The organism is Citreicoccus inhibens (assembly GCF_019039035.1).
Lineage (GTDB): Bacteria > Myxococcota > Myxococcia > Myxococcales > Myxococcaceae > Citreicoccus > Citreicoccus inhibens.
This window is the reverse complement of record NZ_JAHNZT010000018.1, coordinates 1-26,969: the sequence shown is the minus strand read 5'-3', so window position 1 is coordinate 26,969 and position 26,969 is coordinate 1. Positions and strand designations below refer to the sequence as shown.

Annotated in this window: 22 protein-coding genes and 1 pseudogene; 13 read left to right on the top strand and 10 right to left on the bottom strand. The window is 68.0% G+C overall.

The genetic code is table 11. The features are described from left to right. The first annotated feature begins 112 nt into the window (after positions 1–112). Positions 113–2,062, top strand: coding sequence for a sensor histidine kinase (locus KRR26_RS20955; protein ID WP_233577364.1), 1,950 nt, complete (start codon positions 113–115; stop codon positions 2,060–2,062). A gap of 280 nt (positions 2,063–2,342) precedes the next feature. Here the strand turns inward: KRR26_RS20955 and KRR26_RS20950 are convergent, their stop codons facing one another. Next, complete coding sequence (locus tag KRR26_RS20950) at positions 2,343–4,382, bottom strand: hypothetical protein (protein ID WP_217080646.1); 2,040 nt, start codon at positions 4,380–4,382, stop codon at positions 2,343–2,345. Positions 4,383–4,723: 341 nt separating this feature from the next. Then, positions 4,724–6,598 carry a penicillin-binding transpeptidase domain-containing protein gene (locus tag KRR26_RS20945; protein WP_217080645.1) on the bottom strand — a complete coding sequence of 625 codons (1,875 nt, stop codon included), beginning with the start codon at positions 6,596–6,598 and terminating at the stop codon, positions 4,724–4,726. 200 nt (positions 6,599–6,798) lie between these two features. On the opposite strand from KRR26_RS20945, the gene KRR26_RS20940 reads away from it, so the two are divergent. Beyond that, positions 6,799–7,341: a C39 family peptidase gene (locus KRR26_RS20940; RefSeq protein WP_217080644.1), complete on the top strand. Its 543-nt coding sequence runs from the start codon at positions 6,799–6,801 to the stop codon at positions 7,339–7,341. A 27-nt stretch (positions 7,342–7,368) separates the two neighbouring features. After that, the gene (locus KRR26_RS20935) at positions 7,369–8,022 is read left to right on the top strand and encodes a hypothetical protein (RefSeq protein WP_120209250.1); all 654 of its coding nucleotides are present in this window, start codon (positions 7,369–7,371) and stop codon (positions 8,020–8,022) included. A 21-nt stretch (positions 8,023–8,043) separates the two neighbouring features. On the opposite strand, the gene KRR26_RS20930 is transcribed toward KRR26_RS20935, so the two are convergent. The 4 genes from KRR26_RS20930 to KRR26_RS20915 form a co-directional block, all read right to left on the bottom strand. Next, positions 8,044–9,351 carry an outer membrane protein assembly factor BamB family protein gene (locus KRR26_RS20930; RefSeq protein ID WP_217080643.1) on the bottom strand — a complete coding sequence of 436 codons (1,308 nt, stop codon included), beginning with the start codon at positions 9,349–9,351 and terminating at the stop codon, positions 8,044–8,046. Positions 9,352–9,425: 74 nt separating this feature from the next. After that, the gene (locus KRR26_RS20925) at positions 9,426–10,142 is read right to left on the bottom strand and encodes a hypothetical protein (RefSeq protein ID WP_120209248.1); all 717 of its coding nucleotides are present in this window, start codon (positions 10,140–10,142) and stop codon (positions 9,426–9,428) included. A 155-nt stretch (positions 10,143–10,297) separates the two neighbouring features. Further along, positions 10,298–10,999: a myxococcus cysteine-rich repeat containing protein gene (locus tag KRR26_RS20920; protein WP_120209247.1), complete on the bottom strand. Its 702-nt coding sequence runs from the start codon at positions 10,997–10,999 to the stop codon at positions 10,298–10,300. A gap of 1,234 nt (positions 11,000–12,233) precedes the next feature. Beyond that, positions 12,234–12,788, bottom strand: a complete 555-nt coding sequence (locus tag KRR26_RS20915; protein ID WP_120209244.1) for an O-acetyl-ADP-ribose deacetylase — start codon at positions 12,786–12,788, stop codon at positions 12,234–12,236. A gap of 131 nt (positions 12,789–12,919) precedes the next feature. On the opposite strand from KRR26_RS20915, the gene KRR26_RS20910 reads away from it, so the two are divergent. From KRR26_RS20910 to KRR26_RS20890, 5 genes are all read left to right on the top strand, one after another. Continuing rightward, complete coding sequence (locus KRR26_RS20910) at positions 12,920–13,516, top strand: hypothetical protein (protein ID WP_217080642.1); 597 nt, start codon at positions 12,920–12,922, stop codon at positions 13,514–13,516. Positions 13,517–13,864: 348 nt separating this feature from the next. Continuing rightward, positions 13,865–14,296 (top strand): hypothetical protein, encoded by a 432-nt coding sequence (locus KRR26_RS20905; RefSeq protein ID WP_217080641.1) that lies wholly within the window; start codon positions 13,865–13,867, stop codon positions 14,294–14,296. A gap of 233 nt (positions 14,297–14,529) precedes the next feature. Continuing rightward, a complete protein-coding gene (locus tag KRR26_RS20900) occupies positions 14,530–16,836 on the top strand; it encodes a S8 family serine peptidase (protein ID WP_120209240.1) in 2,307 nt (768 codons plus the stop codon). Between the two features lie 189 nt (positions 16,837–17,025). Then, complete coding sequence (locus KRR26_RS20895) at positions 17,026–17,190, top strand: rubredoxin (RefSeq protein WP_120209239.1); 165 nt, start codon at positions 17,026–17,028, stop codon at positions 17,188–17,190. Between the two features lie 164 nt (positions 17,191–17,354). Then, positions 17,355–18,617, top strand: a complete 1,263-nt coding sequence (locus KRR26_RS20890; RefSeq protein WP_217080640.1) for a hypothetical protein — start codon at positions 17,355–17,357, stop codon at positions 18,615–18,617. On the opposite strand, the gene KRR26_RS20885 is transcribed toward KRR26_RS20890, so the two are convergent. Beyond that, positions 18,606–19,121 carry a GNAT family N-acetyltransferase gene (locus KRR26_RS20885; RefSeq protein ID WP_217080639.1) on the bottom strand — a complete coding sequence of 172 codons (516 nt, stop codon included), beginning with the start codon at positions 19,119–19,121 and terminating at the stop codon, positions 18,606–18,608. The genes KRR26_RS20890 and KRR26_RS20885 overlap by 12 nt on opposite strands. A gap of 172 nt (positions 19,122–19,293) precedes the next feature. Further along, on the bottom strand, positions 19,294–19,989 hold the full coding sequence (locus KRR26_RS20880) for a DUF2306 domain-containing protein (protein ID WP_120209236.1): 696 nt from the start codon (positions 19,987–19,989) through the stop codon (positions 19,294–19,296). Positions 19,990–20,232: 243 nt separating this feature from the next. Between KRR26_RS20880 and KRR26_RS20875 the strand changes: the two genes are divergently transcribed. Beyond that, positions 20,233–21,285, top strand: a complete 1,053-nt coding sequence (locus KRR26_RS20875) for a sensor histidine kinase (RefSeq protein ID WP_328707181.1) — start codon at positions 20,233–20,235, stop codon at positions 21,283–21,285. After that, positions 21,282–21,923: a response regulator gene (locus KRR26_RS20870; RefSeq protein WP_120209235.1), complete on the top strand. Its 642-nt coding sequence runs from the start codon at positions 21,282–21,284 to the stop codon at positions 21,921–21,923. The genes KRR26_RS20875 and KRR26_RS20870 overlap by 4 nt, the downstream gene beginning before the upstream one ends. 105 nt (positions 21,924–22,028) lie before the next feature. Here the strand turns inward: KRR26_RS20870 and KRR26_RS20865 are convergent, their stop codons facing one another. Further along, the gene (locus tag KRR26_RS20865; protein ID WP_217080637.1) at positions 22,029–23,243 is read right to left on the bottom strand and encodes a methyltransferase; all 1,215 of its coding nucleotides are present in this window, start codon (positions 23,241–23,243) and stop codon (positions 22,029–22,031) included. Between the two features lie 503 nt (positions 23,244–23,746). On the opposite strand from KRR26_RS20865, the gene KRR26_RS20860 reads away from it, so the two are divergent. From KRR26_RS20860 to KRR26_RS36940, 3 genes are all read left to right on the top strand, one after another. After that, a complete protein-coding gene (locus KRR26_RS20860) occupies positions 23,747–24,136 on the top strand; it encodes a hypothetical protein (protein WP_147423047.1) in 390 nt (129 codons plus the stop codon). A 78-nt stretch (positions 24,137–24,214) separates the two neighbouring features. Next, positions 24,215–24,391, top strand: a complete 177-nt coding sequence (locus KRR26_RS20855; protein WP_236068918.1) for a M57 family metalloprotease — start codon at positions 24,215–24,217, stop codon at positions 24,389–24,391. 261 nt (positions 24,392–24,652) lie between these two features. Continuing rightward, positions 24,653–26,401: a hypothetical protein gene (locus tag KRR26_RS36940; protein ID WP_236068917.1), complete on the top strand. Its 1,749-nt coding sequence runs from the start codon at positions 24,653–24,655 to the stop codon at positions 26,399–26,401. Between the two features lie 57 nt (positions 26,402–26,458). Here KRR26_RS36940 and KRR26_RS37680 read toward each other — a convergent pair. Next, positions 26,459–26,632 (bottom strand): annotated as a pseudogene (locus KRR26_RS37680) (transposase); the annotation flags it as partial. Positions 26,633–26,969: the final 337 nt, after the last annotated feature.

Sequence of the window (26,969 nt, the reverse complement as noted above, 5' to 3'; positions counted from 1 at the left end):
GGCCTCGGCGCGGCGCGCGGAGTCCTGGGTTCTAAGGTGCGGCCCGGAGGTGCGCGGTGTTTCTCCAGGGAGCCCATGCCGCCGGACATCACGTCCCAGGAAAGGAGGGGCCATGAGCGGAACACCGTCGGACAGCGTGAGCCCCTCCGTGCCGCTTCCCCCCGTGGCGCCCCTGCTGTGGATGGGCGAGCGCGAGCCGCCGCGCCTGCGCTGGCTGAGCCGCTCGCTCGCCCAGGTGCTCGGCCGCCGCGACGGCGAGGCCTGGGAGCCCGCGCTGCTCGAGCGCATCGTGGACCCGAGGGACCTGCCCGCTCTGCGAGACACGTGGCGTTCGGCCGTGGCCTCGCGTGCCCCGCGGACGGTGGAGGTGCGCGTGACGTGCCCCGAGGGCGGCGTGCTGCGGCTGTCCATCGCGCTCAGCCTCGTGGAGGGGGCGGACGACGCGGGACAGGTGCTGGGCATGGTGCAGGTGTTGGGCGCGGGGGACACCGCGTTGGATCCCGACCCGGCCACGGCGCGCTGTGAGGTCGCCGAGCTTCAACTCACGCGCGCGAGGCGCGAGCTGGAAGAGCTCATCGACAGCATCGATGGCATCGTGTGGGAGGCCGACGCGAGCTTCCACTTCACCTTCGTGAGTCAGCAGGCGGAGCGGCTGCTCGGCTATCCCGCGCGCCAGTGGATCGAGGATCCGAGCTTCTGGGTGAAGCACCTGCACCCGGATGACCGGGACTGGGCCGCGTCGTTCTGCCGCGAGTCGGCCGAGCGGTGTCTGCCGCACGAGTTCGAGTATCGGATGCTCACCGCCGACGGCCGCGTGGTGTGGCTGCGAGACCTGGTCACCGTGCTGACGGACGCGGGGCGGCCTCACCGCCTGCGCGGCATCATGGTGGACGTCACCCAGCAGCGGGGCGCGCAGGAGCGCTTGGAGCGCACCGTGTCCTTGCTGGAGGCCACGCTCGACGCCACGACGGACGGACTCCTCGTGGTGGACCGCGAGGGGCGACTGACGGCCTACAACCGCCGTTTCCAGCGCATGTGGGGCGTGTCCGAGGATCTGCTCACGGTGGGGCAGGACGCGCGGATGCTGGAGACGGCGCGTGCGCAGGTGAGGGACCCGGAGCAGTTCGTCGCCCGCGTGCGCGCGCTGTACGAGACGCCGGACGCGGACAGCTTCGACATCATCGAGTTGAACGATGGACGGGTGATGGAGCGCTCGTCGCAGCCGCAGCGCCACGGCGGCGTCCTCACCGGGCGCGTGTGGAGCTTCCGGGACGTCACGCAGCGCGTGCGCGCGGCCCGAGAGCGGGAGCGCCTCCTGCGTGAAGCGCATGAGGCCATCCAGGTGCGCGACGACTTCCTCTCCATCGCCTCGCATGAACTCAAGACGCCGCTGACGCCCCTGCGCCTGCTGCTCCAGTCGTTGCGCAACGCGCTCGTCGCGGGCCAGCCCGTCACCCCCGAGCGCGTGGACAAGGCGCTCGGTCAGGTGCGTCGGCTCGCGTCGCTCGTCAATGACTTGCTGGACGCATCCCTGGTGGGGGCGGGGCGGCTGGACATGCAGCGCGGTCCCGTGCCGCTCCAGGACGTGGTGCGCGACGTGTCCTCCGACTTTCGCGACGCGAGCGAACGCCACGTGGTGACGTACGAGGCGCCGAGCGAAGCGCTCATCGTTCAGGGGGACCGAGGCCGGCTGACCCAGGTGTTGTCCAACCTGGTGGAGAACGCCATCAAGTACAGCCCGCTGGGCGGCGCGGTGCGCATCTCGCTCGTGCGCGAGGGGACCGCGGCCGTGCTGTCCGTGACGGACTCGGGCATCGGGATTCCCTCCGAGGAGCAAGCGCGTCTGTTCACCCGGTTCTTCCGGGCGCACAACTCGCCCGTGTCGGGCTTCGGGGGGTTGGGCCTGGGGCTCTACATCTGCCGAGACATCATCGAGCGCCACGACGGACGCATCTGGGTGGAGAGCGAGCTGGGGCGAGGCTCCACCTTTCGCGTCTCGCTCCCGGTTCGCGCGCACTCGGCGGTGCAGCCCGTCACGGAGTCGGGCGGCTCGCCTCCGTGAGCGGTGCGGCGCGGGGCGCTCCGTGCTCCTTCCCCAGCCACTGCTCGACCTCGGTCGTCTCCTTCGTTCGCGCTCCGGGGACGCGCCGGTGATGCCGAGCGTGGAGTTCGCGAGCCGCGCGGGTGGGGACGGAAGTCGCGGAGCTGGGCAGGCTGCTCGAGGAACGCCAGCGCCAGCTCGACGTGAGCATCCGCTTGCTCATGCGCGGGCCCGAGCACCGATAACGACCGCGCGCACGGGCAAGCAGGCCCCGTGCGCGCGTGGGGGAGGCGGTGAAGCGTCAGTGCGTGAAGGACTCCGCCGGGCGGACGAGGTTCAGCGGCTCCTCGGTCTCTCCGACGGCGAACTGCGCGCGGCTGTCCAGGATCTTCTTGACCACGGCGAAGTCGGTGATGGGGCCGACCTCGAACTTCGGATCCGAGCTGAGCGGGCCCACGGGGTCGATGGGCACCACGCCGGCCATCTGGCCCACGGCGTCAACCAGCCCGCCGGAGAAGATGGGGAAGCGCGAGCAGGACGTGCAGTTGGCCAGCTGGTGCAGCCGGCGCCACCGACGGTCCAGGTCCGCGAAGCGCCACTTGGCGCCGCTGGCCGGGAACTGCGTGTCCGAGACGGTGATGAACGAGCCCGGGCCGCCGCCGGTGAGGAACGAGGACAGCGCCGCGGGAACGCCCGTCGTCGGCTTCACGTGGGTGAAGACGGTGGCCGTATCGCTGCGGTGGCAGCCCTGGCAGGTGTTGAGCGAGAAGTCATGCCGCGCGCACAGCTCCTTGGGAAGCGCCGGGTTGATGCTGGTGGCCTTCCAGGAGTTGGGCGGGATGAGCGAGTTGCCACCGCGGAAGCGCGTGCCCAGGAACGAGTAGGGCACCGTGTAGTTGGACGAGCACTGCGCGGGCGCCGGGCCCGAGCCCGCCGGCACTGTGGGCAGCACCACGTTGCGCACGTACTGGTCCACCAGCGCGCTGCTCGTCGCCGAGTGCAGGCCGTCATCCGGGCTCTGCGCCACGGTGTGCGGACGCAGAAGGCCGCTGACCGGCGTGTCCGTGTTGGCCACGAAGTTCTCCGCGCTCAGGGTGAACTCGCGCAGCTCCCACTTGCCGTCCGTCGCCAGGGCGATCTCGTTGGTGCGGATCTGGTTCAGCGCGTTCTTGTTGCCCTTGGTGGGCGCCAGGTTCGCCATCACCACGCGCTGCGTGATTCCCTGCAGCGCCGTGAGGTAGCCGCTGTTGAACGTGCTGAAGCTGTTGAGGTTGAGCCAGTCGCGCGCCCAGGCCACCACGTTGGAGCAGCCGGTGATGGGCACGCCGTACTCGAAGATGGTGGTGAACTGCTTCAGGCCGCAGTTCGTCGCGGAGACCTTCTGCGTCACGCCGAAGATGAAGCGCAGCTCGCCCGCGTTCACCGGCTGGCTCGTCGTACCGCCGCCGTAGCCCGCCGGGCCATTCACCGTGCGGCCCAGGTCCACGCGGTTCACGATGGCCAGCAGCCGGAAGGGCGCGATGTTGAGGTTGAGCGGCGCCGTGAGGCTGACACCCAACCGGCCCGCGCCATCCACCACCAGGGTCGCCGTGCCGCCGCTGGCGGTGGCCCACGGCTGGATGACCTGGTTGAACATGTTGAGGCGCTGGGCCACCGAGTCATTGTTGATGACCTGCGGATTGAGCCACGTCTCCAGCCAGCGCTGCACGAAGACCTCCGGCGTGTTGCCCGAGTTCGTCGCCAGCTGGCGCATCAGGTGCGCGAACGTCCAGACACCGCCCTGCGTGCCGGCGCCCGTGCACGGGTCCCACGTGCGCGTGGGGTCCTGCACCACCTGCGGCGCGGTGATGAGCAGCGACTTGCCCCACGCGGCCGTGGTGGACGCGGGCGTCACCGGGCACAGCATGGCGGGGACCGCGATGCCGGCGTTGAGCGACGCCAGGTCGAACGACAGGCCCTTGGTCATCGCCACCGGCGAGCGGCCCTCGAACAGGACCGTCTCCGGGGTCGTCTCACCCAACTTGCCCGACAACAGATCCGCCTCGGTCTGAAGGCGGCGGTCGAGTTCCTTGTCGTCGAAGTTCGACAGCGAGGTGAAGAACTCAGGCCCCGGGCTGGACTTGATGAGGCCCATCTGCACGAGCGCGTCCGAGCGGAACATCACCACCGGGCTCGACTCGGAGCCCACGATGCGGATGAGGCTGTCCTTGAGCTTCTCGTTGGCCGGCTCGGGCAGCCGGACATGGACGGCCATGTTCTCGCTGAGCGCTGTCTTGTCACTCAACCGTTGGATGAACGTGTCCGCGGACTTCTCGGGGTCCACCATCGGCAGCGTCGACATCGACTCGATGGTGGTCTCTGGCTCAGGGTCCTCGGTCGTCGCGGCTTGCGCCGTCGAGTCGGGATTATTCTGTTGTGGTTGTGTTTGGGCTGACGCGGGAGTCGTTCCCTGCTCAGCGCCGGAATTACAGCCCGCCGCGACGACAAACATTCCAGCCAACGACAATGCTGTCACGGCATGACGGATGTTTCTGTACATTGGCACCCCCAGATGCGCCCGGAACGAGCCGTCCCGAGGTCGCACTTGGAGTGTATCCAACACTTGTCTCTCGTTGAATTGTGAGTAAGCAGATTCTTCGGAAATAAATGCATGGGTAGAAATTCGCTCCAGGGGGTCCGTGATTACTTCACGGCGCTCGCGAACCTCGCGGCGATGGGCGCGGCGACACGCCCTCCCACGCCTCCGCCCTCCACCAGGACCGCGAAGCCGAGGCCCGCGTGGAAGCCCACGAACCATGCATGGGTGGGCAGCGGCGGCGTGGTGCCGAACTCCGCGGTGCCTGTCTTTCCGCCCGCGCCCGGCACGCTCGCCAGGGCGCGGCCCGTGCCCTCGGTGACGACCGCGCGCATCATCGCGGCGAGCGGCCCCGCGGTGCCGGGCGCGAGGGCTTCGCGAGGCCGGGGCTCCTGCTCCTTCACGAGATAGGGCGCGCGCCACTGGCCGGCCGCCACCGCCGCGCCCACCGAGGCCAGATGCAGCGGGGTGGCCAGCACGCGGCCCTGTCCGATGGCGGCGGACGCCAGCTCGGCCACGTCGCGCGGCGCCGGGAATGACGCGCCCGGGGTAGGGAGCCCCGCGCGGTACGGCACCTCGAAGCCGAAGCGGCGCGCCGCCGCGGCCAGCCGCTCCTGCCCCAACTGCTCCGCCAGCGCCACGTAGGCGGTGTTGCACGAGTGGGCGAAGGCCAGACGCAGCGAGGTGGTCCCCAGGAACTCATCCTCGAAGTTGCGGAAGGTCCTCCCGCCCACCGTCACGGTGGGAGGGCAGGCCACGGCCGTGCGGGGCTCCAGGCCCTCGGCGAGCAGCGCCTCCGTGGTGACAATCTTGAACGTGGAACCGGGCGGATAGCGCCCGGTGAGCGCGCGGTGCGCGGGCTGCGCGAGCGGACGGCTGACGAGCGCCACGATGGCGCCCGTGGTGCTGTCCACCGCGACGAGCGCGGCGGGCTCCACCACCCCCTCCAGGGCGGCCTCGGCGGCAGCCTGAACGTCGGGGCGCAGGGTGGTGGGCAGCGGCGCCCCCGGCGTCCCCTCGAAGTGGAAGAGGACGCGGGTGTCGCCCGCCGCGCGCGTGACGAGGACGTCCCCGGAGGGGCTCCCCGCCAGCCGCCGCTCATAGGCCCGCTCCAGGCCAGACAGGCCGACCACGTCACCGGGTTGATACAGCGGGCCCAACTGCGCGAGCGCCTCGGCCGTGATGTCGCCCACGCGGCCCAGGGTGTGCGCCGCGAAGCCCTCCGCGGGCGTGAGGCGCGCGCTCTTGCGGCGAAAGAAGATGCCCGGCACTGGCGCCAAGGCGGGCCGCACCAGTTGGTAGCGCTCGGGTCGCACGTCGATGACGGGCACGAACCCGTCCGTCACGGCGGCGCCCGCGGGCCCCAGGACCTGCTCCATGCGCTCCGGGGCCACGCCGAGCTGGGCCTCCAGCGCCGAGGCCACCGCCGCGCGCGACCGCACGCGGGCGGGGTTCACGCCAATGGTGATGACGTCGCCAATGTGGGTCAGCGACCGGCCCGAGTCATCGAGCAGCTCGCCGCGAGCCCCCCACGCCCGGGTGCGAGAGAACCGCTCGGTGCCTTGGAGGTCCGGGTGGAGGACCGCGGGCGTCCAGCGCACCCACCAGCGGCCCTCGCGGCGCGTCAGCCGCAAGGCTCCCTCCACGGGCCATTCGCCCAGGCCTCGCAGCCAGTGGTACGCGCGGAAGCGCGCGACGGCGCTCTCTCCCTGCCACGTCACGTCGCCCAGCTCGAAGCGAGACGCGATGATGCGCAGCCCGTCGCGGAAGCGCGCGTGCTGGGCCTCGAAGTCCTCGGGCGGCGCGACCACGGCCGCACGAAGTCGCGTCAGGTCTCCAGCGCTCCAGCCCTGCAGATAGGCCTGGGCTGCGTCGGCGGGGCCGGGGGGAGGGGGCGGTGGCGGTGGGCGCACCGTGGCACAGGCTCCCAGCGCCAGGGCCGCGATGACTCCGAAGAAGAACTCACAGGTGCGTCGTGACACGCGGCGCACTCTGCGGGTCCCGGCGCCCCGCGTCACGCGCGAACCTCGTCCCCCGGCGACATTCCCGCACGGCTTCCCCGGGCTGGCTGAGCTTTGTTAATTTCATGAGGCATTCTCGAATTACCAATAAATCAGCTTCAATTCCTGGCATGATGAGCGGGGCGTCGCGTTCTGCTCCGCGCCCTTGAAAGGGTCATTCCATGCTCAGAAGAAAGATGTGGCTGGCTGCCCTGCTGGTGTCTGGCACGGCCTCCGCGGCCTACACGGACTTGTCGGTGCCGCTGATTGGCCAGGAGTATGACCAATGGTGCCACGCGGCCTCCATTGACATGATTGCCACGTATTGGGGTGAGAGTTATTGGACCCAGTGTGACATCGTGAAGCGCGAGTTCGGCGGCACGACGTGTCCGAACAGCCCCACCGCGAGCATTGGCCAGACGTGTACGGGCCTTCAGTCCATGGGGTACGCGTGCAGCGTGGCGTACTCGCCGCTGTCCTTCTCCGACGCCTATATCAACGTGTACAGAAACGGCTGGCCCTTCATCCCGCGCATTGGCTGGACGAGCGGCGGCGGGCACCTGATGGTGATTCGCGCCGTGGATGATTCGGGCCCGCAGTACGTGCGCTACAACAACCCGCTGCCCGTGGGCTCGGGCGGAGTCTCCAGCTGGGTGACGTACGCCTATTTCCAGAGCAACAGCAGCTGGAACTGGACGCACACCGTCTGGAACATCCACAAGTAGTCCTCCCCGCACTCACAGGTGAGACCCATGAACGCGATGAAGACCTTCCTGTCGACGTGTGTGAGCTTGGTGATGCTGGCGAGCGTGCCCGGCCTGGCGGCCGAGGCCGAGCAGTCCCGCATCGACGAGCAGGTGGGGTATGGCCTCAAGGAGATGCAGCGCATTCTCTCGCGCGACGCGGCCGGGCTGGCCGAGTTCGGCTTGAAGGATGCCCGCGAGCTGGAGCAGCTGCGCGTCGGCGCGCCCGTCGAGGCGTTCCGGTTGGACCCCGCTGGGCTGAATGCCTATGCGCCCGGCGCAGCCATCGCGCCGCTGCTGACTCCCATGGATGAGCTGTTCTTCCCGGTGAAGGTGAATGGGAAGACGCGGCTGGTGATGTGGCTGGCGAAGCTGGACGGAGTCTGGCAGTTCGCGGGCTTTGGCCAGTCGGACCTGGCGACCGCCTGGGATGGGCTGTCCGCCAAGTATGCCCAGCCGGGCGCGCGGCTGCGCTTCGTGCTCCAGGCCCAGACGCAGGCGAAGCTCCTCCTGGTGGTGTCGGGGGGCCAGGAGCGCATCTTCTACCTGTCCAACCAGCCCTGGAGCTTCAACGCGGCGATCCGCGCCGACCAGACGGCGCTGCGTCAGCCCGAGCTGATGCAGCAGCTCAAGGAGTCGGCCAACCAGATGCTGCGCAACTGACGCGGTGGCGGCGGGACCCGCTCACATCCATTTGCCAATCCTGCCCAGCAATTGGCCTGTCTGGATGTCGAACACGTCCAGCCAGGTCCAATGGGGGACGTACATCCGCCCCCCGAGCAGCCACAGCGCGCTGGGAGGGGAGCCGTCCTTCGAGCCCGGAATGGGCACATCCCAGACCACGGCGCCCGTGCGGATGTCGCGGCGGGTCAGTCGCATGCCTCCCTCCTTGAGACCGTACCCGAGGTAGACCGCGTCCGGCGTCACCTCCACCGCCTCGGAGACATCCTCCGCGAGCCGCAGGGGGTCCATGTCCGCGACCAGCCCATGCCACAGGGGCTTTGTGCCGCGCTCCTCGAACACCGCCGCCATGGGGACCGAAGTCCCGGGAGACCGGACGCCTATCACGAGCCGAAGGTCGCCGACCCGGTAGAGCATCCGAGGCGTGAAGCCCGCGATGGCGGGAACCCTGCGGGGCTCCTCACAGCGCGTGGGCAGCGCGCGAGGGCGGAACATGGAGCAGGTCTGTTCACTCAAGGGCCGCGCCGCGCATGAAGGCGGGGGTTTGAGCGCCGGTCGCGAGGTGCCGCTCTGCACGTCGAACTCGAGGTGCTGCCCATCCTCCACCTCCACCCAGACGGAATGGAGATTGCCCACCGGGACGCAGAGGTAACTCGGCTTGTCCGAGAGCGGCACGCGCCCGAGGTTCCGGCCCGTCGCGGGCTCCAAGATGCGCACCGCTCCGGGCTCGGTCATCACCAGGCGCCCCGCCTGCTTGGCGACCCAGGTCCTCATCTGGGCGTCGGAGGCGGGGCCTTCGGGAGCCACCTCCCACAGCTTCGCGAAGGTCTTGCCGTCGAACGCGGCCACCAACTCGCGCGAGGTCCCGCCTGCTTGCAACGAGATGGCGCTCACGTGCCCGATGATGTCGTCGGTTCCGTCTCCGTTGAGGTCCATCACCACGGGGCCGTCGGACGCGTTCCAGTGGATGTTCTCCGCCGGGAGGGGGGCGGGCGGAGGCCTGGGCTGTGTCACCACGCGGGGGGGCGCAGCACGGGGAGGCGGACTCCCTGAATCGAGGAGGAGGAACACCGACACTCCCACGCCGAGCACGATGCACACGAGCGCGGTGATGACCATGACCGGCATTGCCGCCGACGCCGAGCCTGACGCCGATGCTTGCGTGGGACGCAAGGGCGCCTGGGCCGGGGCGCCGTTCAGGTCGATGGACGCACCACAGTAGCCGCAGGTGTAGAGCGTCTGACCCGCGACGAGCGAGAAGGGGGCCTTGCAGGAGGGACAACGGGCCGCGCGTGCGCCAAGGGAGGGCATGGGGTGGTTCTATCACCCGGGCCCGCCCCGCCCCCGGCGATGATCCGGGGGCGGGTGAGGGAGACTCGGGGAAACTACTCCACCTTGCAGATGGCGGGGGCGGTGAGGTCGGGCCGCATCATCTTGAACGGCTGGAGGAGGTCCGGGACGCGCAGGAGGGCGTCACGGCAGTTGGCTTCGTCATTGCCCCGGAGGGTCACCTTGAAGCTGCACTCCTGGGCGCCCTCGCACACGGTCCGGGCCAGCCGCGCGTAGCACTCGGTGGCCTGCGCGCAGGTGCCGCCGTTCACGTTCACGGAGGCGGATGCGGAAGCGCCCGAGACTGACGCCGTGGCGGACCCTCCAGAGATGGAGGCCGTCGCCGAGCCCGCGGTCACGGACGCGGTGGCGGTGGGCTCCGTGGGGATTGACTCGGAGACGAGCAGTCGCGTGTTGAGGCGGTCCTGGGCGCAGGCGTAGAGCGCCTCGCCTTGCTTGCGCGCCGCCGTGAACCGGGCCTCCAGTTCGGGGGCGGGGACCGCCTTGTCGTCCACGACGACCTGCAGGGTGTAGGTGTCGCTGCCGTCATAGCGATAGTAGAGCGTGGAGGCCGCGTCGTAGCGGACGCTCACACCATCCGGATCCATGGGCTGGGATTCGAGACCCTGCTGCGTGGCGCAGGCCGAGAGGTTCGAGCGGGTCTCGGTGGCGCGGCTGGAGTCGACCGGCAGCGAGTAGTACTTGCTGGCGCCGCAGGCAGCGAGCGACAGACACAGGGACGACAGGGCCAGGCCCCGGATGAGGCGGATCATGGATGCGTGCTCCTTGGTGGGAATGACTCCGCGAGCGCATCCGCGGAGTCAGCGCCTTGACGCGGGCGCCTGCTGCCCATTCAACCCGGAATCAGGAATGGGGCAAGGAAGGCGGTCGTCAAACCGGGGGGCCTTTGGGGGAGGGGGAAGAAGCGTCAGCGCGAGCCGAGACCGCAGATGCTGGGCTGTCCATGGCAGGAATGGCCCGGCTCGATTTCGCAGACACTGTTACAGCCATCACCGGACAACTGGTTCCCGTCGTCGCATTGCTCGGCGCCCGAGGTATAGCCATCACCGCAGACGACGGGCCGAACCGTCTCCACCGCGTCCAGCGTGTAGACCGAGGCCACCACGGCCCGCATGCGCACGTACCGGTACGGCTGGGGGGAAGCCGGGTAGTGCACCACCGCGACATGGGAGCCAAGGCCCAGCTCCAGCAGGTTCGCCGGCGTGGTGGCGAGCACGTGTCCGGACGCGCTGATGAAGTCCACCTGCGCCAGCACCGCCACGTTGAGGCCGTTGTAATAAATCTTCAGGTTGCCGGTGCCCTCCTCGCCCGCGCCCATGTCGAGCACGATGGCGGTATTGAGCAGGCCCACGACGGTGGCGGTGAGGCCGTCCGGGGCGCCCAGGACGTTGAACGCGTTGAGCACGACGGACGTCGTCGCGGGGGAGATGGCGTCCGCGTAGGGATCGCCGCCAGGATTGAGGGAGAACGCCTCGCTGGACTCCTCGGGAGGCGGGGCATCGGACACGAACTCCTGCTCGGTGGGACTGCTGTCCCACGCGCCCAGCAAGCCAGCGGCCAGGAGGGGACCCAGGACACGTGACAGCGTGATGCTCTGACGCTTGCTCATGTGGACTCCAATTCACCCGGTGAATGGGATGGGGCGGCTGGGTGTGAGCCTTTTCTGTGGAGGAGCTCCATCCCGGGCCCTTCATCGCTGAGTCGAGGCGTCAGGGTCTCTCGTGGAAAGCTGCCCTATCGGGTGCTCGACACAGAATGAGATGGAATGCTTGGCGCGAGACGTGGACACACCTGGAAATTGCTGCTCAGTCCACGCTGTCTTCCATCAACCCCGTCTGGAATCAGTCGCAAACGAGCAGCCGTGCGTGCTCTCGCAACGGCTCACGCACGGGAGCGCTGATGCCGCGCGCCCAGGGCAATACGTCATCTCCAGAGACGGGCGTGGCCAACAAGGTCTGCGCGCCGAGCTCCCTCTCGCTCAGGCGTTCCCCTCCGAGCAGGGCTCGGACCGCGGAGCGCGCGCAGCGAGTCAGGGCCCGAGGCTCCTCCGGCGGCTGCTCCGATGGAATGCCTCATCACCGAGGTGTGACGTCGCGTGGTGGATGCTCCACGCCGAGTGGAAGAGCGGGGCCGGCGCGAACTGGCGGGGGATGAAGCGTCCTTCGCGGAGCACCTCATGGCGGGATGTCTCGGTCGGGTCATCCACCCAGCGCTCCAGGGCGAAGAGGCTCGCGGCGGCGCGCTCGTGAGCAAGAGGGCACCCCATCGCGCGGCGAGCCCGGGTGCGCCGGACCCTGGCCCGAGGGGCAGGGGTGCGCGCGGCCCCGCCCAAGCAAGGGATGACAACACCCGCTCTACGGCGATGCGGATGGGCGGGGCCTCGGTGTCACCATGGCTCCGCTGTAAGGTGTGGGCATGCAAGGCGCGCGGCACGCCCAAGGGCGGCCGAGCGGTGGCGTCCATCCTGGCGAGCAGGTGCAGGGCGAAGCGTCCATCTCGCCACGTGGCACGGTCTCCCGGACGCACCCCCAAGAGAGCGCGCGCGGTCTCCTCCAGGAATCGCAGGGCACGCGCGGGGCTCAGGTGCGCGAGGAACTGGAGGCACGCTGGGCGGTGCTCATCATCGAGGACGGCTGCTCCTCCAGGGGTTGGAGCACGGCGGTGGAGGAGGCCCTCCGTCGTGAGAGAACCCTGGCGACATCGAGCCTGCACCGCGACGCGAGGTCATCCCCTCTCGCCCACTGCCGGGCCTCCTCCACTGTCACATCCCGAGGGTCCATCTCGCCGGAAGCACTCTTCCAGAGATGCGCGCATGGGCGCACCGGGTTGGCCGGGGCCGAGGCTCAAGCCGGCGGTGCCGCCGAAGCCAGCTCATCCCGAGCGTGTTGATACACCGCGAGGTCGCGATCGCTGAACAGCACGACGGTCACTCGCTCCAGGGCGGGGCGGCGCTCGAGGGCTCCGAGTATCTCTCTCAGGGCAATCCTTGAGGCCCGCTCGATGGGGAACCCAAAGATGCCCGTCGAGATGGAGGGGAAGGCCACCGTCACCCATCCTCGCTGGGCCAGGAGATCAAAGACACTCCGGTAGCAGCGGGCCAGCACACCCGATTCGCCCCGGCCGCCGCCCTCCCAGACAGGCCCGACCGTGTGGATGATGTACCTCGCGGGGAGCCGATGGCCTGAGGTGATACGAGCCTCTCCAGGTGGACATCGACCCAGGGTTCGACACTCCGCCAGGAGGCCGGGGCCCGCCGCGCGATGGATCGCTCCATCCACACCGCCTCCTCCTGAAAGCGCGGAGTTGGCCGCGTTCACCACTGCGTCCGCGGTGACCTTCGTGATGTCTCCGCGGACCAACTCCAACCGTTGGAGCAACTCCAGACGTTCCGTAGACATGCGTCCTCGCGAGGTGAGAAGGGTGCCGCGGCACTTAGCACAGGAAGTTGCCCCGTGGAGTTGATTTCCGAAATGGAGATCAGGGACAGTTCCTCGAGTCCCAGCCCTCATCCCAAACGCGGAGTCGTGCCATGCAAGGATTCAAGTGCGCCGTGGGTATGCTCGCAGTCCTGTCCCTGTCTGCCTGTGGTCCTGAGGCAGAGCCCCAGGATTCTCAGACACTGGCGGCCCAATCACAGCGGCTGACGACGGGGACGTCGCAGGGCTGCTCCTTCACCATCTCGTCGACCGTGCTGTCGATGAGCCCTCCGTACTACCGCGTGGACCTCACGCGCGCGGCTTCGGCGACGTGCACGGCGGACACGGTGACTCTCGGTTATTCGTACACCACTCCGGTCATCTCGCTGGCGGCCAATGACCTGGGCGTGGCGGTGAGCTTCGCCTACCGCGGCAGCCCGAGCCCGGCCGGCAACATCCAGTGCAAGGTCAAGCATGTCGCTCCTGACACCTTGAGCACCGTGCGCGACACGGACCTCGTGGTGAACTTCGGGGCGGGCAACGTCAACTCGTGCAGCCTGTCCATCTCGGGGGATGGGACGACGCTGACGGCCTCGGGGACGAAGACGGGCCCGTTCCCGGGGCAGACGGGAACGGGCGGCTCCTATTACATCGCCACGTACGCGAACTTCTTCACCAGCACCACTCCCCCCACCTACGTGAGCATCTGAGTCAAACGCCCACGGGCTCCCGTGCGCGGAGGCTCAGCACGTCTTCCAGGCTGCGCTCTCATACACGGAGCCCTGGGCCCGGCACTGCGAAGTCCCGCGAGCGGAGTCGAGAGGTGGACTCAGGCGCGCCCAGTCCGCTCCCGTTCGACGAGCCGTCGAGTCAGCAGGCCACCGCGAACAGCAAGCTCGCGGCCAGGAAGACGGCAGCCAAGAAGACCGCCAGCAAGACGAGCCCCGCCGAGTCCGTGGGAGCCGCCGAGTCACGGCTCCACATTCAGCTCCCGCCTGAATAAAGGGGAGGGCGGCGAGTCGGCCACGCTGAACCCCAGGGGCTATCGCGTCGACTTCATGAAGGAGGGCGTCAGGCCGGTGAAGCTCGCGGATGACTTCCTGGCGCTGATGGTGCGGGTCGGGCCCTCGCCCACCCAGGATCTCCGCGCCGATGCCGAGCGCCGTCGCGCGGCGCAGGTGTTGCTGGGCATCCACCCGTCTCAGAAGTCCTTCACGGACGAGGAGCGCGCCGCGGCCAGGCGCCGCCATCCGACGCTGTTCTCCGCCGCGCAGCTGTTCGAGGCGCTGACGGACCCGCGCTCCCGCTTCCTCCGGACGCCCGAGCTCCTGCTCGCGACAGGTGTGGCGATGGGCCTCGAGAAGAACCCGGTCCGTCTATTCGAGCGCTTGATGGGCATCTACCTGCGCACCGAGAAGCTCCAGGACGAGGGTTCGCGCGACGCCGTCGCGGACGCGGTGCGCAACGGACTGGCGACCTCGGCGGAGTGATGCCCGCGCGCCATTGGCGCTGTGTCGAGCACGCAACAGTGGACGCGTGCTTTCGAACCGCCCGTTGGCATTCTTGATTTGCATGAAATATAGATAAATCGCCTCTGTCGTGAATGGCTTGTTTGCGCCTGGGTGCCGGCGTGTCATTCGTGGGAGCGGGTATCCAGGTGCGGCAGCGCTGGGGACGTTTGGGAAGACGTCTCCAGCCACTCGAATACAGGGAGCACCGACCCATGCGAAAGACGTCCTCGTGGTCGGCGGGCCAGTGGCGCCCGCTGAAGACTGTCGTCCTGACGTGCGCGCTCGTCGCGCCCGGTTCCCTTCTCGCGGCCAGCTCGGAGCCGGGTCCCGCCCGGTCCTCTGCTCCGGGCGCGGCTCAGCTGGTGCCAGCGAAGCTCGTGACCGAGAGCGGCGCGGTGGCCGAGCGAGAGGGGCGCCATGTCCTGACGACGGCGTCCGGCCTTGTCATCCACCGCACCGCGGCGCCCATCTCCGCGCTGCGCAGCCTCGTCATTCCAGACACCACCGTCCAACTCCATACGTGGCAGGAGTTGCAAGCGGATGGTACCCAGCAGGCCTTCACGGCCTATACGCGGGATGGCGCGGTGTTGCTCGGCCGCGCTCGGCCCACCAGCTATCTGGTGAGGCTGGAGGGCGCGCAGTTCGATCCGCTCCAAGTCACCCAACCGCTGGCGGCCCGTCTGCTCGCGGCGGATGCGGACAACACCTTGCAGTTGGTCCAGTTCCTGGCAACGCCGCTGCCCGAGTTCCGCGAGGCCATCGAGCGCTCGGGAGGCAAGGTGCTGCGCTTCCTCACCGACCACACCTTCGTCGTGGAGATGGACGCGGACGCCCAGAAGCGCGTCCAGTCGCTCCCTTACGTCCGCTGGGTGGGCCCCTACCATCCGGAGTACCGATTGGAGCGCGAGCTGCGTGACGCGCTCGTGGGCCTGGCGCCCGCGCTGCCGCGCCAGCGCTACTCCCTCATGTTGGGGGAGGCGGGAAAGGCTCGGCAGGCGGAGGTCGTCGCCCTGGTGCAGCGCCTGGGCGGCGCCGTGGACCTCGTGGAGCCGGGAGGGCTGCGCGTCGAGGCGACGTTGAGCGCTGCCCAGCTGCTGTCCGCGGTGCGCTCCAACGCGATTCAGTTCATCGATCGATGGGGTGGCCCAGGCGAACTCGACATGGACATCGTCCGCGAGGTGGGCGGCGCCAACTATCTGCAGTCGCTGAAGGGATGGACGGGGCAGGGCGTGCGCGGCGAGGTCTTCGACACCGAGCTGCTCACCACGCACCGCGAATGGGCCAACGCACCCGTCATCCAGAGCACGGGCACCACCGGCTCCGAGTACCACGGCACCAGTTGCTACAGTAACAACTTCGCCAAGGGCGTGGACCCGCTCGCGCGCGGCATGCTGCCGGACGCGCAGGGCATCTTCTTCCGCTACAGCGAGTCCACCCAGTTCGGTGGCACCAAGTCTCGCTACGACATCAATCGTGAGCTGACGGACCCGAGCGGGACGTATCGCGCGGTGTTCCAGACGTCGAGCGTGGGCAGTGCTCGCGTGCGCACGTACACCACGCTGTCCGCCGAGGTGGATGACTACCTGTTCAAGTACCCCATCCTCAGCACGCAATCGCAGAGCAATGCGGGCAACCAGGACTCGCGCCCGCAGGCCTGGGCGAAGAACATCGTGTCGGTGGGTGGCTTCAATCATCAGAGCACCGCTGCGCGCACGGATGATCGCTGGAGCTCCAGCGGCAGCATCGGTCCGGCCGCGGATGGACGCATCAAGCCGGACCTGTCGTTCTTCTACGACAACATCCACTCGGCCACGGGCACCGGCACCGCGAGCTACACGGAGTTCGGTGGCACCAGCTCCGCCACGCCGCAGACGTCGGGCCACTTCGGGCTCCTCTTCCAGATGTGGCACCAGGGAGTGTGGAGCGGCTTCGGGGGCAAGGCGGACGTCTTCGCCAGCCGTCCGCAGATGGCCACGGCGAAGGCGCTGATGATCAACAATGCCTATCGCTACAACTGGCTGGCGGGCGGCTCCAACTCGGACCTGGACCGTTACAAGCAGGGCTGGGGCACGTCGGATCTCCGCCGCCTGCTGGACCGCGCGCCCGTGACGAGCGTGATTGATGAGACGGACGTCATCACCCCGCTGGGCGTCAAGAGCTACAACGTCTCGGTTGCCACGGGCTCCACCGAGCTGAACGTCACGATGGTCTTCACGGATCCGATGGGCACCGTGGGCGCGGCCCAGGCTCGCGTCAATGACTTGTCGCTCCGCGTGACGGCCCCCAACGGGACACTCTATTGGGGAAACAACGGCCTGACGGCGGGGAACTTCTCCACGTCGGGGGGCACGTCCAACACCAAGGACACGGTGGAGAACGTCTTCATCCAGAACCCCGCGGCGGGGACGTGGAAGGTCGAGGTGCTCGGCGACGAGATTGTTCAGGACGCCCACGTGGAGACGCCCGCGGTGGACGCGGACTACGGCCTCGTCGTGAGCGGTGGGCTCATCGTCCCGTGAGCCCGCGAGCGGACTCCGCTCATTGAACGGCGCGGTGGGGTGGACGGGTTCGCCTCACCGCGCTGGGCGAGTCACACGGGTGGCGTGGCTCGCTCGGTCGGACAGCATGGCCTCGCGGGCGGGCGGAGGAATCTCCCTGGACGCCTGCGGGGAATCGCCGTCTAGTGCCGCCTCACACCGGAGGTGGTCATGCGGAAGTACAAGTGCCAGGGCTGTGGCTTTGTCTACGACCCCCAGCAGGGAATCGAAGAGGATGGCTTTCCTCCCGGGACGCCCTTCGAGTCCATTCCGACGGAGTGGACCTGCGGCGAGTGCGGCGCGGACAAGGCGGACTTCAAGCCCCTCGATGGCTGAGTCGCGCGCGGTGGATTGAATATCCCCGAGGATGTGACGTCCAGGCCCGTCCCTGTGGTGGCGTGTCACGGGGAATGGAAGCGCGGGGTTGTCCTCGTGGGGAGGGCGGCCTCTGAGCAGCACAGGCGACTTGCGCGGGGGTTGCCCCAGGGGTGAGCGCACGAATGTCGACGCGGCAGATTGAGATGTTCTGGCGGTGCTCGAGTTGCCAACACAGGAACCTCGGCCGCCACCTGGTGTGTCAGCACTGCAAGAAGGCCAAGGACGGCAGCGAGCAGTACGAGATGCCGGAGGACACGGCCTCCGCGGCGACGGTGACTGACACGGCGCTCCTGCGGATGGCCACCGCCGGTCCCAACTGGCGGTGCGCCTACTGCGACAGCGACCAGCGGGCCTTGAACGGAGACTGCGAGAACTGCGGTGCCTCCGCGCCCCCGAGCCCTGAGCCCTCCGGAGGTGTGCCGCCGCGTCCAGAGAAGAAGCCGCTCACGTTCATGCGAGGCTGTTTCTATGTCCTCCTGGGCCTGCTGTTCTTCGGGTGCTGCTGCCCGATGGGCGTCGGCATCCTGACGGGGGGGAAGGAGGGGGCGACGGGGGCCCGGGATGCCGGGACGCCTGATGCCGGTTGGACACAGGCCCTCCAGGTGAAGGAGGTCTCCTGGGAGCACCTCGTGGATGTGGAGCGTTACCGGGCCTCGGAGCGGGAAGGGTTCGCGGAGCTTCGCCCGGCGAATGCCCTTCAGGTGAAGGCCCGAGGCTCCCGCCATCACCACGACGACCAGGTCCTCGATGGCTACGAGACTGTCTACTACACGGAGCAGCGACAGGACGGGTACACCACCGAGTCCTATCGAGAGCAGGAGGCCTGCGGGCAGGATTGCAGCACCACGCCGCGTTCATGCCGCGAGCAGTGCACGAGCAACAAGAATGGCTTCGCCACGTGCAAGACGTCCTGCACCGGCGGCGAGCGACGGTGCTCCACCCGCTACTGCTCGGTGACGAAGACCCGTCGGACTCCTCGGTATGTGGATGAGCGACGCTCGCGGCAGGAGCCGCACTATCGGAGCGTGCCACGCAATGCGCCCTGGTACTCCTGGACGCAATGGGATTGGGCACATGATCGGACCGTGAAGAAGAGCGGGAGCACGCTCGAGACGTACTGGCCATCGGATGTGGAGCTGCGCCCCGTCCCGCCCCTGGAGAAAGGTCAGAAGGAGCGCACCTCGCGCAGCGCGAAGTACCGCGTCGTCTTCCAGGGCGGAGGAGCGCCCCCCGTGACGTACACCCCCGCGACGCTGGAGGAGTTCCAACAGTACGCGGTGGGGAGCACGCACACCCTCCAGGAGAAGGATGGACAGCTGACGGTGGTGCCCAAGGCTCCGCCACCAGCGCCTTCTCCCGCGCCTTCTCCTGCGTCAGTGAAATGAGGCGTAGAAGGCCGGGTGGTAGGTCACCACGCCCTGGGGCAGTCGTCCAGTGAAGGACTGCGCTTGGAAATATGCGGCCTCCACGCCGGGGAACACGAGCGAGGGCTCCGCGCGAAATCCGAAGCGGCCGTAGTACGCGGGATCACCCAACACCACGCAGCCTGAGGCACCCAGGTCGCGCAGTCGCTGGAGCGCGGCCCGCATCAGTGCCGCGCCGATCCCCGTGCCTTGTCGTTCTGGCCTCACCGAGATGGGGCCCAGGCCGAACCATCCGCCGGCGCCATCGGCAATCGACACGGGGGAAATGGCGACATGTCCAATGATGACTCCCGAGTCCTCGGCGACCAGGGAGACGGTGAGCGCGCCGGCCTCACGCAGGGCACGGACGATGTCCTGCTCGTTGTGGCTCGTATGGGGTGCCTCGAGAAAGGCGGAGACCGTGACGGTCTCGATGGCTTGCGAATCCGCGGAGGCCTCGGGACGAATGACAATGGAAGAGGACATGCGCTCTGAATACGGGCTCAGCGCCCGCCGAATAGGAGTGGCACGGGTCTTCGCGTGAGCATGGCTCCATTGTCCAGGGAAACCATCCCTTGCTCGGGTTCTGTCGAGAACGCGAGCCACGGTGTCCTGTGTGAACACCGCTCTGTCCGCGAGATGGTCGTGGTGCACGGTGCTACGGGTGCGCGCTCGACGGCGTCTTGGTCGGAGGTGAGAACTTCTGCCGGTAGTAGCGCACCCAGAGGCGCAGGCCCGTGATTCCGATCACCGTGGGACCGAGGAACACGGCGAGCTGCATCCCCTCGATGCCCAGGTGCCGGGCATTCACCACCAGGACCGCGGTGAGCGTGCCGATGCCCGAGGTCACCATGGCGCCCATGTGCTGGAACCACCAGTGCATGCGCTCCCCGGGAGTCCTGAGCCAGTAGCGAAGCGCCGAGCCGCCCGCGAGGATCCCCACGGGCGCGAAGCCCCACAACAGCGGCGCATGCATCGCCACGCCCCAACCCAAGGTCACGAGCCCCATGCCGAGCGTGAGACTGGCAATGCCCAGGTCGTAGAGGTTGCGGTGGCCGGCGGTGCGGTGCTTCGCGCGCAGCACCCGGACTCCCAGCGAGGCCGCCGCCGCACTCTGGACGCTGAGGGAGATGAAGAACAGGGCGCCCGAGCGAGCGGCCGGCTCCAAGATGAACCGAGTCCCCGAGAGAACCAGGGCCGTCAGGGCGACAACGCCCATGGCGCCCACGTACACCCAACCCACCCTCCGATGCAGCGCGCCTCCCTTGCGAGCCACCAGCGGCAACCACAGGCTGATGAATCCGACGATGCCGGCGGCGATATGGAGCGAACGAGCGAGCGAGTAGAACGTCATGTGTGGCTCCGACGAACAGCGAGTCGGTGGCCAAGGTACGAAAGGGCGGGGGCCCCCACATCTGCGGGAAGTCACAGCGCGTCCATGTGACTTCCGGCACATGCTCCTCGCGCGATGCGCCCTATGCTGGGTGACATGGCCCAGAGGCATGGCGCTGCGAAATCACCCTCCACCCGGCGACTGCTGCTCGCAGCTGGGTTGCTGACATGGGCTGTTGTCGGCTCACCCCACGTCGAGGCGCTGGTGCGCACGGACGGCTCCGCGCCTTTGTCTCCCATGGCGCTGCTGTGGTGGGTGGCCTTTGTCGGCTTCGGCGTGGCGTACTGCCGCAACGCCATTGCAGAGGATGCCGGCAGCGTGCCCGTGCTGGCGCTCCAAAGTCTCACAGGGCTCGTCGCCGTGGGCGCCAGTCGCACGGGAGTGGACGGCGCGCTGCTCGCCATCGTCGCGGCCCAGGTCCCAGAACTGCTGACCCAGCGTCGCGCGGTGCTCTGGGTGGCCTCGCAGTCCGTGGTGTTGGTGGGGGTGTATCTGTGGGTCCACCCGTTCGCGTATGCCTTGGTCCAGGGCCTCATCTTCATCGGCTTTCAGGGGTTCACGTTGGCCTCGGCCATCGTCATGGTTCGCGAGGCGCAGGCGCGGCGAGAACTGGCTCAGCTCCATGCGGAGCTTCAGTCCACGCAGATGCTGCTGGCGGCTCGGGAGCGGGAAGGGGAGCGGCTGCGCATCGCGAGGGAGTTGCACGATTCGCTTGGGCATCACCTCACGGCCCTGTCACTCAACCTCGAAGCCGCGGTGTACACCGCGAAGGACACGCCCTCGGCGGACCACTTGCGGCGCGCCCGCGAGGCAGCACGGACCCTGCTCTCCGAGGTGCGAGAGACGGTGTCCGCTTTGCGTGACACGCCGCCGCCGCTGCGCGCCTCACTTCAATCGCTCGCGGCGAACGCGCCGGGCCTGACGGTCCATCTCGACATCCCGGAGGACCTCGCGCTCGCGTCATCCGAAGCGACCCACTCCCTCATTCGGTGTGTTCAGGAGGTCCTCACGAACACGCTGCGCCACGCGAGTGCCACACAGTTGTGGATCCGTGTGGAGTCCCGTGAGACGGGTGGGGTCCGCGTCGTCACGAACGATGATGGTCGGGGCGCGATGTCTCCAACGCCGGGCGCAGGGCTCACGGGCATGCGCGAGCGCTTCACTCGCCTGGGAGGCGATGTGTCCTGGCGAGCGGAGGCGGGGAAAGGCTGGGAGCTGGAAGCCTGGCTGCCTGCGAGTGCGAGGGGAACCTCATGATTCGGCTCGTCCTGGCGGATGACCATTCCCTGGTGCGGCAGGGGCTCCGAAGCCTGTTGGACCTCACCTCGGACTTGCGGGTGGTGGGGGAGGCAGTGGATGGCGAGGAAGCGCTGCGCAAGGTCGCGGAGTTGGATCCGGACGTGGTGCTGATGGACGTGCGCATGCCGCGCATGACAGGCCTGGAGGCTCTGCGGGCCTTGCGCCGCGACAGCCCCCATCGCCGCGTGGTGCTGCTCACCACGTTCGATGAAGACGCCGCCATCATCGAGGCCCTGCGCGCGGGCGTGCAGGGCTTCCTGCTCAAGGACGTGTCCTTGGATGAGCTGGCGGATGCCATCCGCCGAGTCCACGCGGGACAGACCTTGCTCCCGCCCGGCGTCGCGGAGCGAGTGGCGCGAGGAATGGCCGAGCTACCGCGGGACTTCCCCCACGCGGAGCTGCCCGATGGACTCACGCGTCGCGAACTGGAAGTGCTGCGCCTCATCGCGAGAGGACTGTCCAACCGAGAGATTGCCGATGCGCTCGGGACCGCCGAAGGAACGGTGAAGAATCAGACCTCCAGCATTCTGTCCAAGCTGGGAGTGAGGGACCGCACGCGCGCAGTCCTCCGCGCGATGGAACTCGGCTGTCTGTAGCTCGGCATGCGTCAGGCCCAGTGCAGCTGGACCCGTGAGGGAAGGAGCGTCTGGCGCATCGTCACTCCTGAGGCGTGATTGGGCTCGGGGCGACTCATCCGGTGCTCAATCGCCTCGGGACGCGACGAGCGCGAGGTTGCGCGGAGACAGACTCGGCTCGAAGAGCTGGAGGAGTTCGACCTGGAAGCCCAGTTCCTCCATGAGGAGCGCGCGGTCCAGCAGGAGCACGACCTCCAGTGCCCTCGCGAAGCGATCCCTCAGCAGGTGGCAGAGCAAGAGATCTCGTGTCTCGGCGCGAACGGACACCTCAAAGGCATCCAGCTGCGCGTTCGTCATATTGGAATGGAGACCCAGGCGCTCCAGGCGATCGAGTGCGTAGTCGGCGAAGCTCCCGGCATAGCGTGCTCGGGGCGAGTCTCCCGCTCTCACGAAGCCGCGCTCGGGAAAGAGCTGCCGCGCGAGGAGATGGAATGAAAAGCGCCACGCGTAGACTCGCTTCATCCGCGCGAACTCCTCATCGGTCTTGTGCTGCCGTCCTCGTGTCGTCAACGCCAGAGCATGTGGGGTGAAGGGCAGCGGATGCGCGCTACCGAAGCGGGAGACGGGATGATCCCGAGGGACCTCCAGCTTGTCGTAGCAGCAGCCAATGTTCAGGATGAAGCCCGCCCCTTGGCTCTTGCGGAGTTGCGTGAGGGCGAGCGGCCCGCAGGTATGCAGTCCGATGGAGGCTCGGTCCCGGCCAGAGAAGAGCGGATCGACCTGTGGCTGAAGACTGTCCTCGACGGAGGCCTGGATGAAACACAGGGTATCCCCGTGCGCGGAGTGGGTTCTCGTCAGCCATCGCCGGCCCTTGTCCTGCAATGCGGCGTCCCGATCGATGCTGTGGAACGTCCATCCGAATGTTCGAGAGCAGAGGCGGGAGAGATGTCCCATTCCACCGCCGATATCGACCGCCAGCCGGATGGAGCGTGTTCTCGGCGCGAGCAGGGCGAGCACCTGCTCCAGTTCGTGGGCCTTCTTGGCGCTGAGCCCCTGCGTCTGCGTGACGGTGAGTGCGTGCCTGCCCTGGTGCCAGGGCAGCGCTGTCAGTTCCTCGAGCGCGTCCAGGAGCGCGGCAAGGGACGGTGGCGGCTCGCCCACGAGTTCCCCTCGGTCCAGTCGTCGCTCGCCCGGGTCATCGAGAGACCGGGCATAGGCCAACCACTCCTTGGGATAGGCGGCGCCAGACTCGGGCCAGCCCTGGAGGATGGAGCGGGACCAGAGCGGGGCCCAGGGCCGGAGTTGGTGTGTGAGCGCCTCGAGTCGCGCCTGGAAGTCCATGCGGGCGCATCCTACGCACGCGCCGCCGCTCCGCTGGTGGGGGATGTCTCAGCGGTGCGTTTCGTTCGAGGCAGGGGCGCGAAGGCGCACCGCCAGTGGTGGATGCGGCCCAAACCGCCCGACCTGAAATATTCGTTGAATATCTGCCCACAGCTCGCGTCCTGGCGGCCCGCCCATTGGGCCTCAGCGACAGGGGCAGACCCTGAGACGGCTGTCCCTGGTTTACTGTGTCCCTGGCCGGTGTGCCGAAACAACGAGACGGGAGGTTCATGCGAACCACAGTCGCCGTGCTTTGTATCGCTGCCTCACTCGCAGGTTGCTCCCAAAGTGAGGGCCAGCCGGGCCCCATTGGTGCGCAGGGCCCTGCCGGCCCCGTTGGTCCACAGGGCGCGGTCGGCGCAACAGGCCCCGCTGGAGCCCGAGGTGCCGACGGCTCTGCGCTTGTCACGGTGCTTCAGTCGGATCGCAAGGTGTTGGGCCCGCTGGTTGGGTACTCGGGTTCGGTGACGCTCATCGAGTCCTATCCAGGTGTCGGGAAAGTGTTTGTGACGCGCGACATGGATACTGGCGAAGTCCTGGGGGGATCCGCCCTGTTCTTCACTGGTCCGACCTGCGATGTGACGGACAAGACTGTCTTTGTGACGCAGGGTGGCAGGAAGACCCTGGAGCTCATGGGCAGCTCCGGCGTTGCGTACAGGGTGACTGAAGAGACTGTTTCCGTGACCCCGACGCACTATCTCAGCGGTGAAGGCAAGTGCTTGCCTTTGCCAGCCGAGCCACGAGAAGTGAAAGCCTTCCGCATCGCCTTGACGCATCCCGCTTCGGACACGGACTCCACTCCGGTCGTGTTTCCCTTCAAGGTCCCGGCACCTCTGATTCTCCAGCCGAACTAGGAGCGCCAGAGGTGGCGGACCGCTGTACCGCACCTGATGGTTGAGACACTCGCCTGGTAGTAATCAGGCCGCATCCCGTTGCATGAAGTCCCGCCGGGCCCGGCCGGCGTCGGTGCGATCGATATTCCAGGCCCGCCGACCACTGCGGTAGTCGGCGGCTCGCTCATGAACTCCTGCTGCTGCTCGGCCGAGACGGGCGGGTTTGCCCCGGGAGACCTCTCCGCGCTGAGGGCGCAGTGCACGGAGTCAAGCTGATTGCCCTGCCTCGCCGCGGGCGCCACACGAAGACCCAGGGCGGGCGTGAACTCCGCCAGTACCGACGGCGCTGGAATGTGCAGCGACCCTTCGCCTGGCACCAGAATTTTCGTCGCTTCGTGAGCCGCGACGGTGAAGGTGGTGCACCTCCTCGTCGGGTGCATCCTCATCCTCTTGAGGTAATTCTGGGATTTGAGGCAGTTCTGAGATCGCCCCTATACTCTGGCACCGCGCCCGTCGCCCTCTCGGGCTGGAGGTTCGATGCCGTTCACGCCCGTTCGTGGAACCTATCCCATCCAATACACCTGGACCGACGGCGCAGTTGCCGCGGTGAACAACCGCATCACGGCGGTCCGGGGGGTCGCCACGGGAGGGGGCGGCGCGGCCACTCAGCTCTCCGCGAAGGACTGGGCCATTGCCATCGATCCGCGTGAGTCCGCCGCGGGGGCTCCCGCCCGACCTGTCGGCGTCGACCTGAACGCGCGCTACAACACGCTGGGCGCCTGGGTGAACCGGGCGCCTGAGTCCGCAAGAGTCTTCGAGGAACTGGCGGACAGTGTCCGTCGGGCGGAGAGCGAGGACTGTTCCTTGCCCACCGCGACATCCGCGGCGCCGCTGGCCCACATGCCGGATGGCACGACGAGCGCGATCGCGATCAACAGCGACATGACTGGAGACCTGTGCTGGCTCATCGCCGCCATGAAGCTCTGCCCCAGCCTCGCGGTGGCGATTCGCATCGGGCCGACCGAGAAGCATCTGCGGGTCTGCTCCGCCATGATTGAGCAGATGGTCGCGGCACGCCTGGGCAGGCGGACCATCCTCATCACTGGCCCCGTGCCGGCCCTGGGTGCCCCGGTTCCCGTCTGGGCGAGGGGCACCAAGGCGACGCACTGGCATCCTGTCTACATCGCACGCGCGAGCCTTCCGGCGGGGACGAATGTTGAAAGCTGCTTGAGTACGTCACGCCGGGTTTTCGAGGCCGCAGTGGAGCAGGCGATGGAGGAGCAGCGCGCGATCGCGGATGTCGCCTGTGAGCTGTTCGCGCAGACATTGACGGAACGTCTGATGAGCAACGAGAAGAATGCCATTGATGGCGCGATCCAGGCCTTGACCCAGGCTCCTGGCTGTTTGAGCGCCGCCGCCGGCTACATCCTGGTGGCAAACCGTGTCGAGGATTACAACTACCAACACAACACCACTCCGGCTCGCCTCGCCGCGGTCAATGGCGCCCGTGGCATTCGAAGGGTGGTGACCTTCGGGCGCCCTCCGGTGGGGGGCGGCGGCAATCACATCGACCTCTACGCCAATCACGCTCGCACCGAGGCACAGCGCGCCTATTTCTGGGCCCGCCTCAAGGCGACGATGCGGGAGCTGCATCGTGATGTCGTGATTGTCGGGGGGCGGAGTGGAACCTTCGATATCGCCTACCACGCGGGGGAGGAGCCGACCGGTGGAGGGTTGTGTTGGGACATTGCCGCGGCGGCACGTCGCGATCCCGAGGTCGATCGGCTCCAGCAACAAGCCGGCCCCTGCTGTAACAGCGGCCTGAGCCTCGCCACCCTGGCGACCGGCGCGTCCCAGCGCGCCGCTGGCGCTGGCGTCGTGGGAGATATCGCCGCGAGGCTGACCGGTCTGCTCAATGGCGGACCGGGGGCGGTCCGCAATCCCATCCTTCCAGCCGGTCCCGCGACCACGATTCCAGGTGCCGATAGTCAGGCGATGCGCAACGCGGAGTTGGGCCGCGCCATCTTTCAATCCCACACCGTGGGCAGGATGGTCTCCGCCAATCTTGGCGTGACACCGAACCTGGCCGAGCAGGTCGTCAGCGACCTGGCCTGCAAGGAGGCCAACAGGGTGCGTCCGCTGGTGCTCGCGGCGGTGCCCCTGCCGAATCCCGCAGCGGATCCGAAGCCCAGTCCCCATTCCTACATGTTCCGGTGTCCGTTCTGTGGCGACACTCAGCAACTGAAGGGCAAATACAAGCGCCACCGTTATTGGAACCGGCACTGAGCGAGTTCCTGGAGTCAATGACGGAGGAGATGGTCCGGACCGAGTGACGTCGTTGGCGTCCATGGCCCCGAATCGCTTGCGCCACGCGTACACCGTCGGCTCGCTCACTCCATGCTTCTTCGCGGTCTCCGGGACTGACGTCCGCTCCGCCTCGCGCAGACTCGCGACCCTCTGCTCTTCGCTGAACCGACTCTCCTTCACCGCCTGCCTCGGTCGTACCCGGAGCGGCATCCTCTCAAGCTTCAGGTGGTCCGAAAATCCCAGGGCATGTCAGGCCGCCGAGCCCTCGTGCCGCTAGACACGCTGCCCCTGGGGCATGGGCCTGGACGGCACGGGGCGCGTGTTGGGCATCGCGCCCGCGCCGGGACTCCACCGAGGACTACCCCGACAGCAATCCTCGGCGCTCCGCAACAGCGAGGAGACGCTGGGGCATCGAGCCCTCTAAACGACGAACCGTGATTCTCGAATGGTCTCATGCTGCGCGTCGAGTGGGAGCGACGCGCAGCAGCGGACTTGACGTCTGTTGCGCGTTGCGCGCTTCCAGGTAGGCATCCACCTCGGCCATGAG

Coding starts and splice junctions, on each gene's coding strand:
- KRR26_RS20930 (WP_217080643.1), bottom strand. CDS start 9,351: ATGCCCTCCCTTGGCGCACGCGCGGCCCGTTGTCCCTCCTGCAAGGCC.
- KRR26_RS20885 (WP_217080639.1), bottom strand. CDS start 19,121: ATGTCCTCTTCCATTGTCATTCGTCCCGAGGCCTCCGCGGATTCGCAA.
- KRR26_RS20895 (WP_120209239.1), top strand. CDS start 17,026: ATGCGGAAGTACAAGTGCCAGGGCTGTGGCTTTGTCTACGACCCCCAG.
- KRR26_RS20905 (WP_217080641.1), top strand. CDS start 13,865: ATGAAGGAGGGCGTCAGGCCGGTGAAGCTCGCGGATGACTTCCTGGCG.
- KRR26_RS20940 (WP_217080644.1), top strand. CDS start 6,799: ATGCTCAGAAGAAAGATGTGGCTGGCTGCCCTGCTGGTGTCTGGCACG.
- KRR26_RS20915 (WP_120209244.1), bottom strand. CDS start 12,788: ATGTCTACGGAACGTCTGGAGTTGCTCCAACGGTTGGAGTTGGTCCGC.
- KRR26_RS20925 (WP_120209248.1), bottom strand. CDS start 10,142: ATGATCCGCCTCATCCGGGGCCTGGCCCTGTCGTCCCTGTGTCTGTCG.
- KRR26_RS36940 (WP_236068917.1), top strand. CDS start 24,653: ATGCCGTTCACGCCCGTTCGTGGAACCTATCCCATCCAATACACCTGG.
- KRR26_RS20935 (WP_120209250.1), top strand. CDS start 7,369: ATGAACGCGATGAAGACCTTCCTGTCGACGTGTGTGAGCTTGGTGATG.
- KRR26_RS20910 (WP_217080642.1), top strand. CDS start 12,920: ATGCAAGGATTCAAGTGCGCCGTGGGTATGCTCGCAGTCCTGTCCCTG.
- KRR26_RS20865 (WP_217080637.1), bottom strand. CDS start 23,243: ATGGACTTCCAGGCGCGACTCGAGGCGCTCACACACCAACTCCGGCCC.
- KRR26_RS20955 (WP_233577364.1), top strand. CDS start 113: ATGAGCGGAACACCGTCGGACAGCGTGAGCCCCTCCGTGCCGCTTCCC.
- KRR26_RS20920 (WP_120209247.1), bottom strand. CDS start 10,999: ATGAGCAAGCGTCAGAGCATCACGCTGTCACGTGTCCTGGGTCCCCTC.
- KRR26_RS20870 (WP_120209235.1), top strand. CDS start 21,282: ATGATTCGGCTCGTCCTGGCGGATGACCATTCCCTGGTGCGGCAGGGG.
- KRR26_RS20950 (WP_217080646.1), bottom strand. CDS start 4,382: ATGTCGACGCTGCCGATGGTGGACCCCGAGAAGTCCGCGGACACGTTC.
- KRR26_RS20900 (WP_120209240.1), top strand. CDS start 14,530: ATGCGAAAGACGTCCTCGTGGTCGGCGGGCCAGTGGCGCCCGCTGAAG.
- KRR26_RS20880 (WP_120209236.1), bottom strand. CDS start 19,989: ATGACGTTCTACTCGCTCGCTCGTTCGCTCCATATCGCCGCCGGCATC.
- KRR26_RS20890 (WP_217080640.1), top strand. CDS start 17,355: ATGTCGACGCGGCAGATTGAGATGTTCTGGCGGTGCTCGAGTTGCCAA.